Source organism: Pseudomonas sp. IT-P171, from assembly GCF_949767765.1.
GTDB classification, from domain to species: Bacteria; Pseudomonadota; Gammaproteobacteria; order Pseudomonadales; family Pseudomonadaceae; genus Aquipseudomonas; species Aquipseudomonas fluorescens_B.
Genome location: NZ_CATKQN010000011.1, coordinates 748,152 through 764,479, shown reverse-complemented (window position 1 = coordinate 764,479; position 16,328 = coordinate 748,152). Strand labels below are relative to the sequence as shown.

Here is a 16,328-nt window from a genome sequence, read left to right as displayed (position 1 = left end):
CCTCAGAAAATCTTATTGTTGGAAATATCGAGGGTGAATTCGAAAAGCTCTTCTGCCAGTTGACCGAAGTCGGCGTAACGGGGGTCGCTGGTTTCGCCGACCAAATACCGGCGGTGAAGTTGTTGAAACACAACCGCCAGTTTGAACATGGTGAGCACGCGATAAGACTTGAGGTCGTCAAGACTTTGTCCAGTCAATGCGCTGTAGGTGGTGGCAATGTCTTGCCGGGTGGAAAAGCCCGGTTGCATCGTTGGCATCTGCGCCAAGCGGTGCATGCAGGAAGGGTCGTCGGGCTCGCCCCAGTAACTGAGCAGCGTGGCGAGATCGAACAGGCCGTCACCTTGTGTGCCCATGTCCCAATCGACAATGGCCCTAGGTTGCAATGTCTGCGGGTCGATCAGAATGTTGTCGAGTTTGAAGTCGTTATGCAGCAGCACGGGTTTGCCTGCGATCGGGTCCTTGATGTCGGTTAACCATTGCGCCAGCGCTTGCGCTGGACGGCTCAAGTCACCATTGACCACCCACTGCGCGCGCTTGATCCAGCCCTGCGCAGTGCGTCTGAAAAAGCCTTCCGGCCGCCCGAGGTTTTCCAGCCCGACACTGGCCAGGTCGACGGTATGCAACTGAGCGAGCGTATCGACCAGCATGTTTGATAATTGGTGCCCGGTGGTTTCGCTGGCAGGCAAGGGGTGAACACTGTCGCCTCGCAAAGACAAGCCGGCCCGGTAGTCGATCAAGAGAAACGGCGCGCCAGCGACGCCCGCGTCGGCACAGAAATGATGGCTGCGTGGCGCCAGCGCAAATACGCGCCAGAGTCGGGAAAGAATCCGGTGCTCACGTTGCATGTCATTGGCGCCCGGTGGTAGCGGTCCTGCGGGAGGACGACGCAGCACCATCCAGGTGTGATTGATGCGCACCAGAAAATTCAGGTTGGCCAGTCCGCCCGACAGTTGCCTCGGTGCGTGGCCAGGGTCCATCCGCAAGTTTTGGCTGGCGAGATAGCGCTCAATAGTGACCCAGTCAAGCTCGTGGCTTGCCTCTTTGGGCCTGAGGGCAACACCTTCGGGTAAGCGCTGACGGGCAGCGGGAGTGAATCCGATCTCGACCATAGCTACGTTCATCCGACGTTGAGATTGAATCGATTATTGTCGGACCGAAAATACATCGTCAAGCATTAAAATGAGCTATTGCGGGAATTGAGCGTAACGATTAAGAATATTGTCGGACTGAAAATAGGCTTTGTCGGGGAGGCAGCTATGTTCGGCAATATTATTGGTTGGGCGCATACACCATTCGGCAAGCTTGCGGGCGAGTCGCTGGAATCGTTGATTACTCGGGTGACTCTGGACGCGTTGGCACATGCGCATTTGGAGGCTCGGGATATCGACGAGATTGTCATCGGGCATTTCAACCAGGGTATGGATCCCCAAGGCTCGCCGGCCTCACTGGTCTTGCAGGCCGACAGCGGTTTGCGTTTTACGCCGTCGACAAGGGTGGAAAACGCCTGCGCCACCGGGTCTGCAGCGGTGCGCCAGGCGTCGAGCCTGATCGCGTCGGGCCAGGCGAAAATTGTTTTGGTGGTGGGCGTGGAGAAGATGACGGCTGCCACGGAGGAAGCGGTGCGCCAGGCATTGGTATCCGCCAGTTATGTCGCCGAGGAGGGCGGGGCGCAGGCGTCTTTTGTCGGGTTGTTCGCCGATATTACCCAACAGTACTTCTCCCGTTACGGGGATCAATCTCATGCGCTGGCTTGCATTGCGGCGAAAAACCATCACAACGGGAGCATCAATCCATTGGCTCACTTGCGGAAAAGCCTGGACGTGAGTTTTTGCGGTCAGGAATCCGCAAGCAATCCTTACGTGGTCAAACCTTTACGTCGTACCGATTGTTCGCTGGTGTCGGACGGCGCGGCAGCCCTGGTGTTGGCTTGCGATGACGTCGCGATGCGCAGGGAGCAGCGTATTTCGATACGAGCCCAGGTGCAGGTCAACGATTACCTGCCGATCAGCCGACGCGACATCACGCGTTTCGAAGGTGCTTCCAAGGCGTGGCACAAGGCGTTGAGCATGGCGAGCCTGACGCTCGATGACCTGAACTTCGTCGAGACCCACGATTGTTTCACTATCGCCGAATTGATTGAGTACGAAGCCATGGGCCTGACGCTGCCTGGCCAAGGCGCCAAGGCAATTCTTGAGGGGTTGACGCAGCCTGACGGGCGTTTGCCGGTCAATCTGTCGGGGGGATTGAAAGCCAAAGGTCATCCCATCGGGGCGACCGGTGTCTCAATGCACGTGCTGACCGCCATGCAATTGGCAGGCGAGTCACCTGGCCTGCAACTGACCAACACACCAAGCCTGGGAGGCCTGTTCAACATGGGCGGTGCGGCGGTCGCCAACTACGTCAGCATTCTGGAGCGCACGCGTTAGGCAACGCTGACGAAATAACTGCATCAGGAGAACGATATGCAAGATGAGGTCTGTTTAAGCCACCTGCTTTATGTGCGCGCCAGCCGTAATGCCCGGGTCGGATGGATCACGCTGGACCGTCCCGAAGCGTTGAATGCCTTGAACACGCAGATGATCGCGGAAATTTCCCAGGCATTGGATTGTTTTGAAAAAGATCCTCAGATCGGCTGCGTGGTGTTGACCGGCAGCGCCAAAGCTTTTGCCGCCGGTGCTGACATTCTGGAAACCCGCGACCAGACATTTCCGCGAACCAGCCTTGATAACTTTCTTGGCGAGTGGGACCGGATCGCACGGTGTCGCAAACCGATGATCGCCGCAGTCGCGGGGTACGCACTGGGGGGCGGGTGTGAAGTGGCCATGATGTGCGATTTGATCATTGCGGCGGACAACGCCAGTTTCGCTTTGCCGGAAATTTCCCTTGGCTTGATTCCTGGCGCCGGCGGAACACAGCGACTCTCGCGCTGGGTCGGTAAAGCCAAAGCGATGGACTTGTGCCTGACGGGGCGCCGAATCGGGGCCGAGGAGGCCGAACGAATCGGGCTGGTTTCACGAGTGGTGGCTTCAGGGCAATTACTGATTGAAGTCGGCACGATCGCGCAGAACATTGCCGCGCGCTCTTTGCCCAGTCTGTTGCTGATGAAGGAATGTGTAAACCAGGCGTACGAAACCGGGTTGGGCGAAGGGCTCGGCTATGAGCGACGCGCGTTTCACTCCTTGTTCGCGACACAGGATCAGAAGGAAGGAGCCAGTGCGTTCATTGAGAAACGAGCGCCGATCTTCCAGCATCGCTGATACATAACAAGACATTCGTTTATGCCAATGGGCCGGACTTTTATTCTGGCTTGTCGGTTTTGCGTGTCCGTCATTCGAGTTTGTTTAGTCATTTCCGAAGTCCCCACAACAACAATACAGGTATACAAAACATGACTCCGAAGTTGTTCTCTGTCTCTCTGGCAGGCGCATTGGCCGGGCTGCCGGCGCTGGCACACGCTGATTTCATTGAAGACAGTCACGTCAATTTCAGCACCAAGAATTATTACTTCAATCGCGATTACCGCGACGGTACCGGGCCGTCGAAAGCGGAGGAGTGGGCGCAAAGCTTTATCCTCAAATACCAGTCCGGTTATACCGAAGGGCCGCTTGGTTTCGGCCTCGATGCAATGGGTATGCTCGGGATCAAACTTGACTCGGCACCGGAGCGGTCTGGGACCGGGATTCTGGCGCGCCAGGCTGATTCCGACGATCCGGCCAAGCCCTTCGCCAAACGTGCCGCTGACGAATATTCAAAACTTGGACTGACCGCCAAGGCGCGGTTGTTTGAAAGCAATGAATTGTTCGTGGGCAGTTTGCAACCGTCTGGCATCGCGGTGATACAACCGAACACCAGCCGTGCATTCCCCCAGACATTCGAAGGCCAGCAACTCACCAGCAAGGCCGTGCAAAACATGACCCTCAACCTGGGCCATATCAGTCGGGTCAAGCAACGCGACTCCACGGATTTCGAAAAAATGGGCATCACCAGCCAGTCTGGGCAGTATGCAAGCAGCGCACGCTCGGACGATTTCAAATTCGCGGCAGTCGATTATCTGGTCACTCCGGATCTGCTCGCCAGCCTGCATTACGGTCAACTGCAGGACATCTATCAGCAAGGGTTCGCCGGGTTGAAATACAGCACGCCATGGGGGCCGGGCCGGATCCTGGGTGAAGTTCGATACTTTGACGGCAGTGAAACGGGCGCGGCGCTGGGCGGCAAGGTCGATAACCAAACGCTCAGTACCAATCTGGGGTACTCCCTCAATGGCCATACCATCAGCGGTGGCTATCAGAAATTGTGGGGCGATACCGCCTATCCGTTGATCGACGGCACGATCAGCTACCTTTTCACTGAACTACAGGTCAGTAACTTCTCGCGCGCCCAGGAACGTTCATGGCGCGCGCGTTACGACTATAACTTTGCTGCAGCGGGCATACCGGGCCTGACGTTGACCACCCTATACGTACGTGGCGACCAGGCTAATGTGATCAACATGAGCCAGGAGGGTAAAGAGTGGGAACGCGACACCTACATCACGTACGTGGTGCAGGACGGACCGTTGAAAAACGTCGGTGTGCAATGGCTCAATGCGACCCAGCGCTCTAACTACACGCGCGACACAGACGAAAATCGCTTGATATTCAGCTACACCCTGGCGCTGAAGTAACCCCATGCCAGAAACGCAAAAGCCGTCGCAAGACGGCTTTTGCAAGACTCAACACCCGAGGGTCAGACGCGGGAAGTTTCCCCTTCAGCCAGGCAGACTTGCATGATCCGCAGGTTTTTATCGGTGACACGGGTAGGGAATACCTCGCTCAACCGATCCTCGTGCACCGGGATCACCCGTTTGGCCTCGTAATCCACGGCCTTGAGCATTTCCTCGGTGGCAAGCACAAGATTGGTATTGCTGTTCTGCGCCAGCCCGACGGGCCGGTATTCCAATGTCCCGGTGATATCACCTTGGTCTATTTTCGGGTTGGCCAGCATATTGTCGTACACGTACACCAAGTCTCCGGCCAACACCCAACTGTTGTGTGAACTGGAGGCCAGATCATTGCGTACGTGAACCCACATGCAGCCGAATGTATGGCTGTCGAACGCGACGCGCAGATCGATACCCGGTGCTACGTCCTCTATCTCACCTTCCACGCAGATAAGGCGGCCCTGGCGCGCCAGATCGACCGCTCGCAAAATGTCCGAAGGATCGAGTCCGGTGCGGGTCCAGTTCAGACGGTCCGGAAGCGCCATGGCCCAGATCCACTTCGACAGCTCCCGCTCCTGAAGATAAAACCGTGCATTGGGAAAGGCATCGGTGTTGCCGAAATGATCAAAGTGAGCATGAGTCACAAACACCGTATCGACCTCTTCAGGCGTGACATTGCACTCGGCCAGAACGTCCCGTGGCGAGTGCCAGTCGCCAACCCCAAATTGCTTGGCCAATGCCTGGCCGTAATCGCGATGGTTGTAACCGACGTCCACCATGATCGTGCGGCCATTACCTTTGATCAGCACATAGCAATAGGGCAATTTGCGGGTCCCTTCATTATGTACGCCGTATTTGATGCCGCTGACCGGAAAGTTCGGAATATTGGCAAATTCGAGAATCCAGATCGAATAGGGGGACATGACAGCCTCTTTTATGAGTGTTTGAATGAAAGCGATATCAATGCTGCGAACAGCAAAAACAGGCGTTTTGCAGATCGACAGGCATAAGCCCCAACTGTGCATTGGATGCGCAGCGCAGCATGGCATTGGTGTTATTGAGTCCCTTCAGTAAGGCCGGTGTGCGCTCCCTGAGTACTGCACCATTACTGATGTTTCGCTGCAGTTCTCGGGCGATGTGCAACAAACTGCTGGCCGTGTGCGACAAGTGGTTGAAATGCGCTGACGCCATCACCGGGATATTGAGGTTGCCCAGCAGATCCATAACTTCGATCAGATCCTGTTCCGGCGTGCGCGCCAGTTGAGCGTAAGTACTGAAGCCATTATCGGCTTGCCCAAGAATCAACAGCCCGGCGATTTGTGCTATCACCCGATTGAGCTTTGCATAGGGGCGTTCGATCAGCGCTACATAGTGATTGAGTTCATCTTTGGTATGGATGACCGGACGAACCGCCGACTCGGTCATGGACTCGACTTCCGCGCTGAAGGGAGCCAGCCGGCCATCCATGCAATCCTGGCTGAACGACAACGTATAAGGCGTAGCCAGGGAACGTGGCGTATTGGACATGTGGGGTCTCTCTTATTGTCTTTGGCATTTCTGCGTTTTGAGTATTTGAGTGACCAATGCCCTTGGCAAACGAATAAATCAGATTGCAGCCAGTGGTTAAGCCAATAAATCCTGGCCTGTCTGCCAGTCTTTATTTCGCCACCTATGAATTGGCACCGCTGTGACCAAAATTCACAGCCGGTGTGAAATCTTGAGGATATTCAGCCTTTCAGAGATGTAATAGTTTAAGCACCATGATCCCCAAGCCCCGGTCATTGACCGGCTGACAACTGATAAAAACGGGAGGTGAGATCTGGACAACTATTCGCAAATGCTCGCCTTCATACGCGCAGCCGAGCACGGCAGTTTTTCCGCGGCGGCCCGGGCAAGCCATCTGACGCCCTCGGCAGTAAGCAAGCTGATTTCACGGCTGGAAGAACGCTTGCAAGTGCGTTTGTTTGTTCGAAGTTCCAGAGCATTGCTACTGACGGAAGAGGGAGCGGTCTATCTGAAAAGTGCCTTGGCGGTCGTTGATGCCATGAGCGAGGCTGACTCATTAGCCGAACGTCTGCCCACCCGGGTCAGCGGCATGTTGCGCGTGCATACGATGACCACTTTTGCAAAGCACCAGATCCTGCCGTGGCTGCCACAGTTTCTGGAAACCTATCCGTTACTCGATCTTGATATTCAATTGGGGGCGCAATACCTCGATCTGTTTGAGCAAGGTGTCGATGTCGCCATTCACAGCGGTTTTTTACCCAGTTCATCGAGGGTTGCCCGTCGCTTGAACGACAACGAATGGATTATCTGTGCCTCGCCGCAGTATCTGGCTAATCACGCGCCATTACTTCATCCGCAGGATTTGCTGGCCCACCAATGTTTTGGCTTTGACTTCGAAAGCCAATGGAGCGCGTGGTCATTTCAGGAAAACGGGCGCTTGTTCAAAGTGCCGTTTCGCAGTCGCTCTTCGTTCGGTCAGGGTGACCTGCTACGAGATTTGGCGTTACAGGGAGCGGGCATCGTCAAGCTCGCGGGATTTCATATTGGTGAAGATATTCGCCACGGGCGGCTGGTACCGCTGTTGCCAGAGTTCTATACCGGTGAAAAAGAATCGGTGAGCCTGATATATGCGAATCGAAAATATTTAAGTCCGCGGATAAAAGTGTTTATTGATTTTCTCAGCGATCGAGTGAAAGACCAGCGCTGGACGATAACCTGACGCACGGCGAAAAGTTAAGTTGATCTTTTTTGAGTGTGCTCCTATTGGGTGCGCTCATTGGGGGAGTTCGCATGTTAAATGCAAACTTTATGATGTTTGCGATAGCGATATCGTATTTGCTAAATGCTTGACCGTGAGGTGATCTGAAAATGACTGCACAAGAAACAAGTTTGGCTAGACCCGTGATGACGGCCGCGCGTGGCGATCAATCCAAAGTGCCTTATCAGTTTGATCAACCGGCAGGAATGCCGGCGGATTTTTTGCTGCCAGGCGCACTGAATCTTGACTGTGACGAACGAGAGTGGGTGCCACAAGCTGAAGGCGTATGGTTTCGTCCGTTGATCCTGAGTTTGTCGGGCGGCTACTTCGTCAATCTGACCCGCGTGCGTCGTGCCGGTGTTCTTTCCCGTCACCGACATGGTGGGCCGGTGCATGCGATTACCCTGCGCGGCCATTGGCATTATCTTGAACACGAATGGGTCGCTACCGAGGGCAGCTATGCCTTCGAACCACCAGGAGAGACCCATACATTGGTTGTGCCGGAAGACGTGACCGAAATGATCACGCTGTTTCACGTGACCGGCAACTACGTCTATGTCGATCCTTACGGCAAGGCGCTGGACTATGAGGACGTATACACCAAACTGGAAAGTGCCCGTCGTCATTACGAATCCGTCGGGTTGGGTGCTGATTACGCCGACCAGTTCATTCGCTGATCCGACTTGAAAAATAACGGTTAAGAAAAGTTCCAAAGCGTTAATTGGCATCGGATTGAAAGTCTCGATGACGGCATCGCGTTATCCGGTGATTACAGTGTCGAGTTAATACGAGCACTTTGCGAACAATCTGGCCCGGCCGCGAGCTTAAAATGAATTGACGTTTATTCATTTTGTTCGCGGCTTGTACGTATTCGAACTTCCATGGATCTGGATGCACTTGCCCAACCGCTTTGACTGCAAAAGAGACAAACATTCATCAACGTAACTCTTCCGCATCCAATAACAATAGCAGCAGGAGATTCAATCCATGCATTCCACACCCTCCAACGCTAATGGCGTTGCGCCGCAGATCGATGATAACGATCCCGTCTATCGCAAGATTGCCTGGCGGTTGATGCCCTTTTTGTTCATTTGTTATGTGTTCGCCTACCTGGACAGGGTTAACGTTGGCTTTGCCGCGCTGCATATGAAGGCAGACCTGAACTTTACCGACGCCGTATACGGAATGGGCGCCGGAATTTTCTTTTTTGGCTACATCTGCTGCGAGATCCCCAGCAACCTGCTGATGAAACGCCTCGGTGCACGCATCACCATTGCCCGCATCATGATCGGTTGGGGCTTTGTCTCTTGCTGCACCATGCTGGTCCAAAGCCCAACTTCGTTTTATCTGATGCGCTTACTGCTGGGGGCATTCGAAGCTGGCTTTGCCCCTGGGGTACTGCTGTACCTGACTTTTTGGTTTCCTCCGGCTCGAAGGGCGCAGATGGCCGCCATTTTCCTTTGCGGTTCGGCCATCGCTGGCGTAGCAGGAGCGCCCTTGTCAGGGATGATTCTCGACGTATTCCAGGGCACGGCCGGGCTGCAAGGCTGGCAATGGTTGTTTGTCATTGAGGGCATTCCTTCGATTGTGTTGGGGGTCTTGGCGCTGTGGTTGCTGTCTGATGGTCCCGCCACCTGCAGGTGGTTGCGAGCCGATGAAAAAGTCAAAGTGATCGGTCATCTGGCCAGTTTCCAGCCAGCGCGTGATGACGGCTTTATCGGCGCGTTGCGCGGGCCAACTATCCATCTTATCGCCATAACCTGGTTCACCATTGTTTGTGGGCACAACGCGGTGAATTTCTGGATGCCCATGATGCTGCGTGAAGCCGGCTTGACCACGGGGACTGAAATCGGCCTGTGGGCGATGGTGCCTTACAGCATCACCACGATTGGCATGATCCTTATCTCCCGGCATTCCGATCGACGTTTGGAGCGCCGCGCGCATATTTCAGTGTGCTCATTAATGGCTGCCATCGGTTTCGGGATGTTGCCTTTTGTGCAAGGTAATTTTGGCTTGAGTATTGTCGGGCTGACCTTGGCTGCACTCGGCGTGTTTTCGGCGATGCCGATAATCCTCGCCATGCCCATGAGTTACTTGCCGGCTGGCGCCGCGCCCGGTGGCATTGCTTACGTGAATACCGTTGGCATGGTGGGCGGTTTTGTGGGGCCTTACTTGATGGGAGCCATCAAAACAGCTACCGGAAGTTTTGCCTATGGGCTCTACGCCGTCACCGGATTATTGCTGCTTGGGATTTTGATCATGATGTGCATGGTGCGTACCCCGCGCATCGAACCGGTTCTTGGTGCGCAAGTACCGGCAGTATAAAACTGCGGGTTCAAACAGGATTGAACGATAAAATCGCTGAGCTGTGCTCGGCGATTTTTTTGTGCTTGTGTCCCTCGGAACATCGCGGTCACTTTGAGTTTCGGACACAACGCGGTTCCATATAGCCATCGAATGGAAAGGAATGAGGGGGATGTCGAAGAAGGGGGGGAAGGGTGCTTGCTTTCTTGTTCTTGTTTCTGCAAGCGAGTAGGAGTTCATTCAGGTAGCGAGGTGATTTCAGCCGCTTGCAGCTGCACAGTCCGACGACAGAACGATGTATTCAAGACCTTTGAGACGGCCTTCGGAGTCGCGATAAATCATGGTGACCGGTGATGCGTTGCATTTGTCTGCCGGCGTCGTAGTGGAGATGACGCTGGCGATATCCAATTGCATTCCATAGTGGTATTGCTCAACTTTTATCGGACCCTCATTGTGCTCCTGTTGAGCCATGACAGAAAAAGCACAGACGAGCGTCATCCACGGAAGATAATTCTTCATTAACGTATCCTCATTGGTAAATGACTCCCTCAACTTTGTTGCGTGGACAAGAGCGGAGGGAGTTTTCGAGACAAAAGTGCCGTCGTGTGACGACCTTATAGAGCCATCAAGTCGCGATGGACTTCGAGCGAGTTACGCTCAACCCAGTTATGCGCCAGCAAGCCGTCTGGACGAACCTCCCAAACCGCGGTACCGAGCATTTCAAAAGGTGTGCGGCATGAACGACCGCCAATGAACCCCTGGTTTCTTCCAGCGAGTTTCCAGCGCGAAGCCACTCGAGTACCTTCATGATTTTGAAAGGTTTCGATACTGCCAAACGTGAAGTCTTCAATCTTCGACAGGAAAACTCCAATCCACTCAATAAAGGCTTCACGTCCGACAATATCGACACCGCCCGACGTGATAATGAAGTCTTCTGCAACAAAGCGTGCGGCGGCTTGCGGGTCTCTCGCCTGCCAGACTTCACGCCAGAAGCTTTCAACAATTTCTACAGCTTTATTGTCTGCCATCTTGGGTTCCTCGGTTTTTTGGGGCCTTACAGCCCGCTTCAGTGGTGACGCAAAACAGATATCAGTGGGTCAGAGTTCTTGACCGATAAACCAATGCCAGTGCGGCGATCAGAACCCAGGCATCAAGGGCAAACGCGAACCGTATTGAGAGGTTCCAGTCGCTGACGGCGTGCAGCAAAATCCCGATCACCGCCACACCAGTGAGTGCGCCGATCTGGCGGTTTGCGTTAAGCGCGGCGGCGGCCACGTTGGAGTTAAGGGCACCGCTCACATGCATGACTGTGCTGATGACTGCCGGTATCGCTAACGCCATGCCGCCCGTGCACAGTGCTGCGCCAAGGGCTATCCAGACATAGGCCGCCTTACCGCCGATCAAGGCCGTGGCAAGGGCGCCTGCTACCCCAATGCCTAACCCGCAAAGCATTACCAAACGCTCGCCATACCGGTGTGAAAGATGTCCTGAGGCGTAATTGATGATCGGCACCACGCCCATGATCGGTAGCATCCAAGTGCCGGTTTGCAGCGCCGTGGTGTGATGGAACTGTTGCAGGAACAGGCTGATGAAGAAGATCTCGCCAAATAAGACGAAGTTGATCAGAAACCCCAGCCCGTTGAGGGTCCAAAAATTTTTGTTGCCCCGCAGTTGGATCGGGATGACTGGCGCTGCCGAGACTTTTTCCCGCCAGACCACGGCCAATCCGCCTACTACCGTAACAGCCAGTGCAATTTGGCTGCTCGTGGCGCGCCAGCCGAGCGTGGGGCCTTCAATGAGCACGAAACTGGCACCGCCCAATGCGAGCATAATCAGCAAATGCGTGCTGGGGTTGAAGCTGACCGGGCGGCGAGCAGAAGCGGACAATGTCCACTGGGACAGGAGAATACCGATGATGCCGATCGGTATATTCAAATAGAAAATGCTTCTCCAGCCCAGGGTGTTGACGAGTACACCGCCTACAAATGGTCCGGTTCCTGCTGCCGTACCGACGATGGCGCCCCAGATTCCAACCATTCGCATACGCACACTGCGATCAGGAAATACTTCGCTGAGCAGGCTCAAGGAGCTTGGCATGAACAGCGCGGCACCGATGCCTTGCATGAAACGGGCTACGATCAGCTCCGGCGCAGATGTGGCCAGACTGCATCCTAAAGAGGCCAGAATGAACCAGGCCAGGCCGAGCATGTAAGCCCGCTTGGCTCCGAGCATGTTTGCCAGCGCACCGCCCAGCAGCAGGAATGAAGCAAATGTAAGCGTATAAGCATCAATGACCCAAACCAGGGAGGATAAGGGTACGTCGAACTCGCGTTGCAGATCCGACAGCGCAACGTTCACCACAGTGACATCCAGCATGGCCATGACGAATCCAAGTGCTACTGCCATAAGCACAAGTGCGTTGGATATCACTTTCATGACCGAGGGCCTGGATTCTGATTCATTCATCCACACGCTCCTGATCCGGTTTGTCGGGCCAACTCGATTGGCTTCATGACCCGATATTCGGAGTTTGCTATCAAGAACTCAAACGCATAAAGTTAATGGTATCTAGTAGAAAGGCGAATTCATCATGCAAGCTGGAGACGTTGAAATCGATTTGTTGCGGGCGTTCATCGCCGTGGCGGAAACCGGCAGTTTTACTGCCGCGGCCGACGTGATTTCCCGGTCGCAATCGGCGGTCAGCCAGAAGATCATCCGCCTGGAAGAAGTGCTGGGCCTGCGAGTGTTCGAACGTACCAGCCGTGCGTTGACCCTGACGCCGGACGGCGAACGCCTGCTGGTCGGCGCGCGCAAGATGATGGTGCACTTCGACAGTTTCGTTCGGGAAATCAGGGAACCCGCGGAGGTAAGCCTGCTACGTCTGGGGATCTCGGAAAATCTCGTGCCCACTCAGTTGCCCAAGCTGTTGTCGCGGTTCAGCAAGCTTTACCCCGATGTCCAGCTTGAACTCACAACAGGCCTGAGTAACGACCTGTTGAACGACTACGAAGCCGGCCAGCTGGATGTAGTGATTGCCAAACGCAAGATCAGCAACAGCGCTCAGCGTGGTCGAATCATTTGGCGCGAGCCGCTGGTGTGGATCGCTGCCAAAGACTATGAAATCGAAGCCTCGCGCCCGGTTCGCCTGGTGATGATGCGACCACCGTGTGCCTACCGCGCAATCATGATTGAAGCGATGGCGTCGGTACGACGTGAATGGTCTTCAGCTTGTCTTGCCAGCAACCTGATTGGGGTTCAGGCTGCCGTCGCGGCCGGACTCGGCATTACCGCGCTGGGCACTTCATTCCTGCAGGAAGGCATGCGGATTGTCGAACCCTCGGAAAAATTACCGACGTTGCCAACGACGGAAGTGGCGGTGATCGGTGATGAGTTGCGCACGCAGCATCTGGTCCAGCCTCTGGTTTCGTTGCTGACCGAAGGCTTGATGTCGGGAACCAGTTTGACCTGAGGTCTAAGGCTGCGCGGCCGGATGAACCGTGCAACCTGGTTTCATTGTTGCTCTCGCAAGAGACTGATCAGTGCTTTGACGCATCCTGGCAATGCATCGAAGTCCCGTATGAGAATACTGCGGTCGCGCACCACCCAGGGTTCGTCCAGCTCCAGAATGGCCAGTTTCATGGTTTTGCTATTGCGCAGGGCGGCGGACTCCGGAATCACACCTATACCGATGCCTGCTTCAACCATGCGGCAGACTGCTTCGAAACTGGACAACTGAATTCGCCAGACCAGAGTTTCACCCATCAATTCGGCTTTATCGCGTACAAATGCCTGAAGGGTACTGCCTTCTTGCATGCCGACATGGTGAAAGGCAACGGTATCTCGCAGCCTGATGTGTTTACGCCGGGTCAGTTCGTGCCCCTCGGGCACTATGAGCACCAGTCGGTCAGTGCTGAATTGCAGCACTTGCAGATTTTTCGCCGTCACCGGGCCGGCAATGATACCGATGTCCGTCGAACCATCGAGCACGCCTCGAATGATGTCGCGGGACAACCGTTCCCGCAGGTCCACAGTCACGCCAGGACGTTGTGCGAGGAATCCGGAAAGCAATTCGGGCAAGAACTCCGTGACGGCCGTTGTATTGGCAAAAATACGGATATGCCCGGATGAATCGGCGCCGAACTCGGTGAACTCGGTTTTCAAATACCCCACCTGACGCATGATCAACCGTGCGTGTTGCAGCAGCTTGCTGCCCGCATCGGTCAGTTCGACGCCTTTGCTGTCTCGATACAGCAAATGGTTGTTCAACTGCGCCTCCAGCGCCTTGATACGTACGCTTGCCGCAGCAGGTGACATAAATGCCCGTCGAGCCCCCTGGCTTAAGCTGGCGGCTTCGGCGATGTGAATGAACAGGCGCAGATCAGTCAAATCAAAGTGCATGCCGCAAGTCTCTTCTGATGGTCTTTGGTGTTAATTCTGGTTTAACGAAGGCTTAAAGAAAAGTAGATTCACAGAACACCACGCCACTCGCATCATCGGTCGTAACGCAACATACCGAGGATGCAAATTTGATGAGTAATCACGACCTAAAAGCGTGGCTCGGCAACACCGAAGGAGCGACCGACGATTTGGGCGCCAGTCTGCTTAAACGGGTGGCTGCGACTTTCGGCGTGCCACCGCTGAAGCCGGGGGCGGCACTTCCAGCACTGTGGCACTGGTGCTTTTTTCAGGAGCCTGTCGCGCCGTCCGGTTTGGGCGAGGACGGCCATCCGGCGAGGGGTGGATTCCTGCCGCCAGCGGCCCGGCGCAATCGTATGTGGGCCGGCAGCCGGGTCGAATTCATCCAGCCTCTACGCGCTGGAACCGAAGCTTCACGCCTGTCGACCATTACCCGCATCGAGGAGAAAAACGGTCGTAGCGGGCAATTGCTCTTCGTGACGGTAAGCCACGAATTTTCCCAGGGCGGGCAACTGTGCATTCGCGAAGAGCAGGACATCGTCTATCGCGAAATGACGGCGCCGAACCTCGCGCCCGGTGACCCCGCGCCGGTCACACAATGGCACGAAACCGTCTTCCCAGACGCCGTGATGTTGTTCCGTTATTCCGCTATCACGTTCAACGGTCACCGTATTCATTACGACGTGCCTTATGTGGTGGATGTCGAGGGCTACCCCGAAAAAGTCGTCCATGGTCCTTTGATCGCAACGCTGAATTTGCAAGCGTTCCTGCGTGCCCATCCTTACGCCCAACCACGCGCGTTCAATTTCCGCGGTGTGCGCCCTTTGATTGCTCCACAGCCGTTTGACGTCGGTGGAGCCGTTCTCGCGCCTGGCCGTGCGCAACTGTGGGCGAGCAATGACGGTGGTCTGGCACAGATCGCCGAACTGGTTTTCGACTGAGTGGGCAGACTCACTTCCAAGCACCCTGAGAGCGATAGATATGCAAAACAACAATGAAGAACTCAATGCCATTCGTGAAGGTGTGCGAGCGCTGTGCGGGGAATTTAACGCCGCGTATTGGCGCGAAATCGATGAGCGCAAAGGCTTTCCCGAAGCCTTCGTCCTTGCCATGACCCAAGCCGGCTGGTTGTCGGCGATGATCCCCGAAGAATATGGTGGTTCCGGCCTCGGACTGGCCGAAGCGTCAGTGATCCTGGAAGAGGTCAATCGTTGCGGCGGTAATTCCGGCACTATTCACGGACAGATGTACAACATGTTTACCCTGCTGCGCCACGGTAGCGAGAGCCAAAAAAGTTACTACCTGCCAAAGCTCGCCAATGGCGAGTTGCGCCTGCAATCCATGGGGGTTACCGAGCCGACCACGGGAACCGACACCACCAAGATCAAAACCACGGCCGTGCGCAAAGGCGACAAGTACATCATCAACGGGCAGAAAGTCTGGATTTCGCGCATCCAGCATTCCGACCTGATGATCCTGCTGGCGCGCACCACACCGTTGGCTGAAGTGAAGAAAAAGTCCGAAGGCATGTCGATTTTCCTCGTCGACCTGCGCGAAGCCATCGACAACGGCCTGACCGTGCAGCCGATCGCAAATATGGTCAATCACGAGACCAACGAGCTGTTCTTCGACAACCTGGAAATTCCTGCCGACAGCCTCATCGGCGAAGAGGGCCAGGGCTTCCGCTACATCCTCGATGGCTTGAATGCCGAGCGCACATTGATCGCTGCCGAATGCATCGGCGACGGTCGATGGTTTATCGAAAAGTCGGCGTCGTACGCTCGTGACCGAGTAGTGTTTGGTCGTCCCATCGGCCAGAACCAGGGGGTGCAGTTCCCGATTGCCGAAGCCCATATCGAAATCGAAGCCGCAGACCTGATGCGCTGGCGTGCCTGTGAGGAATACGACAGCGGCATCAATGCCGGTGCCAGCGCCAACATGGCCAAGTACCTGGCGGCGAAGGCTTCCTGGGAGGCCGCCAATGCCTGCCTGCAAACCCACGGTGGTTTCGGCTTCGCCTGCGAGTACGACGTGGAACGCAAATTCCGCGAGACCCGGCTGTACCAGGTAGCGCCCATCTCTACCAACCTGATCCTGTCTTACGTTGCCGAACATCTGCTCGAACTGCCGCGCAGTTTCTAA

At 55.3% G+C, this 16,328-nt stretch carries 16 protein-coding genes; 9 read left to right on the top strand and 7 right to left on the bottom strand.

The window, feature by feature from the left end; genetic code table 11:
- Positions 1 to 2 precede the first annotated feature (2 nt).
- Positions 3 to 1,109: a phosphotransferase family protein gene (locus tag ACM6I5_RS11930; protein WP_017338960.1), complete on the bottom strand. Its 1,107-nt coding sequence runs from the start codon at positions 1,107 to 1,109 to the stop codon at positions 3 to 5.
- A 147-nt stretch (positions 1,110 to 1,256) separates the two neighbouring features.
- On the opposite strand from ACM6I5_RS11930, the gene ACM6I5_RS11925 reads away from it, so the two are divergent.
- The 3 genes from ACM6I5_RS11925 (at position 1,257) to ACM6I5_RS11915 (ending at position 4,666) form a co-directional block, all read left to right on the top strand.
- Positions 1,257 to 2,426: an acetyl-CoA acetyltransferase gene (locus ACM6I5_RS11925; protein WP_017338959.1), complete on the top strand. Its 1,170-nt coding sequence runs from the start codon at positions 1,257 to 1,259 to the stop codon at positions 2,424 to 2,426.
- Positions 2,427 to 2,462: 36 nt separating this feature from the next.
- Positions 2,463 to 3,257, top strand: coding sequence for an enoyl-CoA hydratase-related protein (locus ACM6I5_RS11920; protein ID WP_414883891.1), 795 nt, complete (start codon positions 2,463 to 2,465; stop codon positions 3,255 to 3,257).
- Between the two features lie 131 nt (positions 3,258 to 3,388).
- A complete protein-coding gene (locus ACM6I5_RS11915) occupies positions 3,389 to 4,666 on the top strand; it encodes an OprD family porin (RefSeq protein ID WP_017338957.1) in 1,278 nt (425 codons plus the stop codon).
- A gap of 62 nt (positions 4,667 to 4,728) precedes the next feature.
- Here ACM6I5_RS11915 and ACM6I5_RS11910 read toward each other — a convergent pair whose 3' ends face one another.
- Complete coding sequence (locus tag ACM6I5_RS11910; protein WP_017338956.1) at positions 4,729 to 5,625, bottom strand: N-acyl homoserine lactonase family protein; 897 nt, start codon at positions 5,623 to 5,625, stop codon at positions 4,729 to 4,731.
- Positions 5,626 to 5,662: 37 nt separating this feature from the next.
- Positions 5,663 to 6,127 (bottom strand): hypothetical protein, encoded by a 465-nt coding sequence (locus tag ACM6I5_RS11905; protein WP_238588291.1) that lies wholly within the window; start codon positions 6,125 to 6,127, stop codon positions 5,663 to 5,665.
- Positions 6,128 to 6,539: 412 nt separating this feature from the next.
- On the opposite strand from ACM6I5_RS11905, the gene ACM6I5_RS11900 reads away from it, so the two are divergent.
- The 3 genes from ACM6I5_RS11900 (at position 6,540) to ACM6I5_RS11890 (ending at position 9,791) form a co-directional block, all read left to right on the top strand.
- Positions 6,540 to 7,427 (top strand): LysR family transcriptional regulator, encoded by an 888-nt coding sequence (locus tag ACM6I5_RS11900; RefSeq protein WP_017338954.1) that lies wholly within the window; start codon positions 6,540 to 6,542, stop codon positions 7,425 to 7,427.
- Between the two features lie 149 nt (positions 7,428 to 7,576).
- Positions 7,577 to 8,143 carry a 2,4'-dihydroxyacetophenone dioxygenase family protein gene (locus ACM6I5_RS11895; RefSeq protein WP_144425261.1) on the top strand — a complete coding sequence of 189 codons (567 nt, stop codon included), beginning with the start codon at positions 7,577 to 7,579 and terminating at the stop codon, positions 8,141 to 8,143.
- A 310-nt stretch (positions 8,144 to 8,453) separates the two neighbouring features.
- Positions 8,454 to 9,791: an MFS transporter gene (locus tag ACM6I5_RS11890; protein WP_414883890.1), complete on the top strand. Its 1,338-nt coding sequence runs from the start codon at positions 8,454 to 8,456 to the stop codon at positions 9,789 to 9,791.
- A gap of 237 nt (positions 9,792 to 10,028) precedes the next feature.
- Here the strand turns inward: ACM6I5_RS11890 and ACM6I5_RS11885 are convergent, their stop codons facing one another.
- The 3 genes from ACM6I5_RS11885 to ACM6I5_RS11875 form a co-directional block, all read right to left on the bottom strand.
- A complete protein-coding gene (locus ACM6I5_RS11885) occupies positions 10,029 to 10,289 on the bottom strand; it encodes a DUF2790 domain-containing protein (RefSeq protein WP_414883889.1) in 261 nt (86 codons plus the stop codon).
- Between the two features lie 95 nt (positions 10,290 to 10,384).
- The gene (locus ACM6I5_RS11880) at positions 10,385 to 10,798 is read right to left on the bottom strand and encodes an ester cyclase (RefSeq protein ID WP_017338950.1); all 414 of its coding nucleotides are present in this window, start codon (positions 10,796 to 10,798) and stop codon (positions 10,385 to 10,387) included.
- A 61-nt stretch (positions 10,799 to 10,859) separates the two neighbouring features.
- On the bottom strand, positions 10,860 to 12,236 hold the full coding sequence (locus ACM6I5_RS11875; protein ID WP_414883888.1) for an MFS transporter: 1,377 nt from the start codon (positions 12,234 to 12,236) through the stop codon (positions 10,860 to 10,862).
- Between the two features lie 124 nt (positions 12,237 to 12,360).
- Here ACM6I5_RS11875 and ACM6I5_RS11870 point away from each other — a divergent pair, with 124 nt between their 5' ends.
- Complete coding sequence (locus ACM6I5_RS11870; protein ID WP_017338948.1) at positions 12,361 to 13,239, top strand: LysR substrate-binding domain-containing protein; 879 nt, start codon at positions 12,361 to 12,363, stop codon at positions 13,237 to 13,239.
- 41 nt (positions 13,240 to 13,280) lie between these two features.
- On the opposite strand, the gene ACM6I5_RS11865 is transcribed toward ACM6I5_RS11870, so the two are convergent.
- Positions 13,281 to 14,168, bottom strand: coding sequence for a LysR family transcriptional regulator (locus ACM6I5_RS11865; RefSeq protein ID WP_414883887.1), 888 nt, complete (start codon positions 14,166 to 14,168; stop codon positions 13,281 to 13,283).
- 131 nt (positions 14,169 to 14,299) lie between these two features.
- Between ACM6I5_RS11865 and ACM6I5_RS11860 the strand changes: the two genes are divergently transcribed.
- Both ACM6I5_RS11860 and ACM6I5_RS11855 read left to right on the top strand, forming a co-directional pair.
- Entirely contained in the window at positions 14,300 to 15,127 is an 828-nt protein-coding gene (locus tag ACM6I5_RS11860) for a MaoC family dehydratase N-terminal domain-containing protein (RefSeq protein ID WP_414883886.1), read from the top strand.
- A gap of 40 nt (positions 15,128 to 15,167) precedes the next feature.
- Positions 15,168 to 16,328, top strand: coding sequence for an acyl-CoA dehydrogenase family protein (locus tag ACM6I5_RS11855; RefSeq protein ID WP_017338945.1), 1,161 nt, complete (start codon positions 15,168 to 15,170; stop codon positions 16,326 to 16,328).

What these genes read in the sequence shown, in the direction of transcription:
- ACM6I5_RS11910 (WP_017338956.1), bottom strand. Translation starts at nt 5,625, where the DNA reads ATGTCCCCCTATTCGATCTGGATTCTCGAATTTGCCAATATTCCGAAC.
- ACM6I5_RS11890 (WP_414883890.1), top strand. Translation starts at nt 8,454, where the DNA reads ATGCATTCCACACCCTCCAACGCTAATGGCGTTGCGCCGCAGATCGAT.
- ACM6I5_RS11905 (WP_238588291.1), bottom strand. Translation starts at nt 6,127, where the DNA reads ATGACCGAGTCGGCGGTTCGTCCGGTCATCCATACCAAAGATGAACTC.
- ACM6I5_RS11895 (WP_144425261.1), top strand. Translation starts at nt 7,577, where the DNA reads ATGACTGCACAAGAAACAAGTTTGGCTAGACCCGTGATGACGGCCGCG.
- ACM6I5_RS11865 (WP_414883887.1), bottom strand. Translation starts at nt 14,168, where the DNA reads ATGCACTTTGATTTGACTGATCTGCGCCTGTTCATTCACATCGCCGAA.
- ACM6I5_RS11925 (WP_017338959.1), top strand. Translation starts at nt 1,257, where the DNA reads ATGTTCGGCAATATTATTGGTTGGGCGCATACACCATTCGGCAAGCTT.
- ACM6I5_RS11860 (WP_414883886.1), top strand. Translation starts at nt 14,300, where the DNA reads ATGAGTAATCACGACCTAAAAGCGTGGCTCGGCAACACCGAAGGAGCG.
- ACM6I5_RS11870 (WP_017338948.1), top strand. Translation starts at nt 12,361, where the DNA reads ATGCAAGCTGGAGACGTTGAAATCGATTTGTTGCGGGCGTTCATCGCC.
- ACM6I5_RS11930 (WP_017338960.1), bottom strand. Translation starts at nt 1,109, where the DNA reads ATGGTCGAGATCGGATTCACTCCCGCTGCCCGTCAGCGCTTACCCGAA.
- ACM6I5_RS11880 (WP_017338950.1), bottom strand. Translation starts at nt 10,798, where the DNA reads ATGGCAGACAATAAAGCTGTAGAAATTGTTGAAAGCTTCTGGCGTGAA.
- ACM6I5_RS11885 (WP_414883889.1), bottom strand. Translation starts at nt 10,289, where the DNA reads ATGAAGAATTATCTTCCGTGGATGACGCTCGTCTGTGCTTTTTCTGTC.
- ACM6I5_RS11915 (WP_017338957.1), top strand. Translation starts at nt 3,389, where the DNA reads ATGACTCCGAAGTTGTTCTCTGTCTCTCTGGCAGGCGCATTGGCCGGG.
- ACM6I5_RS11920 (WP_414883891.1), top strand. Translation starts at nt 2,463, where the DNA reads ATGCAAGATGAGGTCTGTTTAAGCCACCTGCTTTATGTGCGCGCCAGC.
- ACM6I5_RS11875 (WP_414883888.1), bottom strand. Translation starts at nt 12,236, where the DNA reads ATGAATGAATCAGAATCCAGGCCCTCGGTCATGAAAGTGATATCCAAC.
- ACM6I5_RS11900 (WP_017338954.1), top strand. Translation starts at nt 6,540, where the DNA reads ATGCTCGCCTTCATACGCGCAGCCGAGCACGGCAGTTTTTCCGCGGCG.
- ACM6I5_RS11855 (WP_017338945.1), top strand. Translation starts at nt 15,168, where the DNA reads ATGCAAAACAACAATGAAGAACTCAATGCCATTCGTGAAGGTGTGCGA.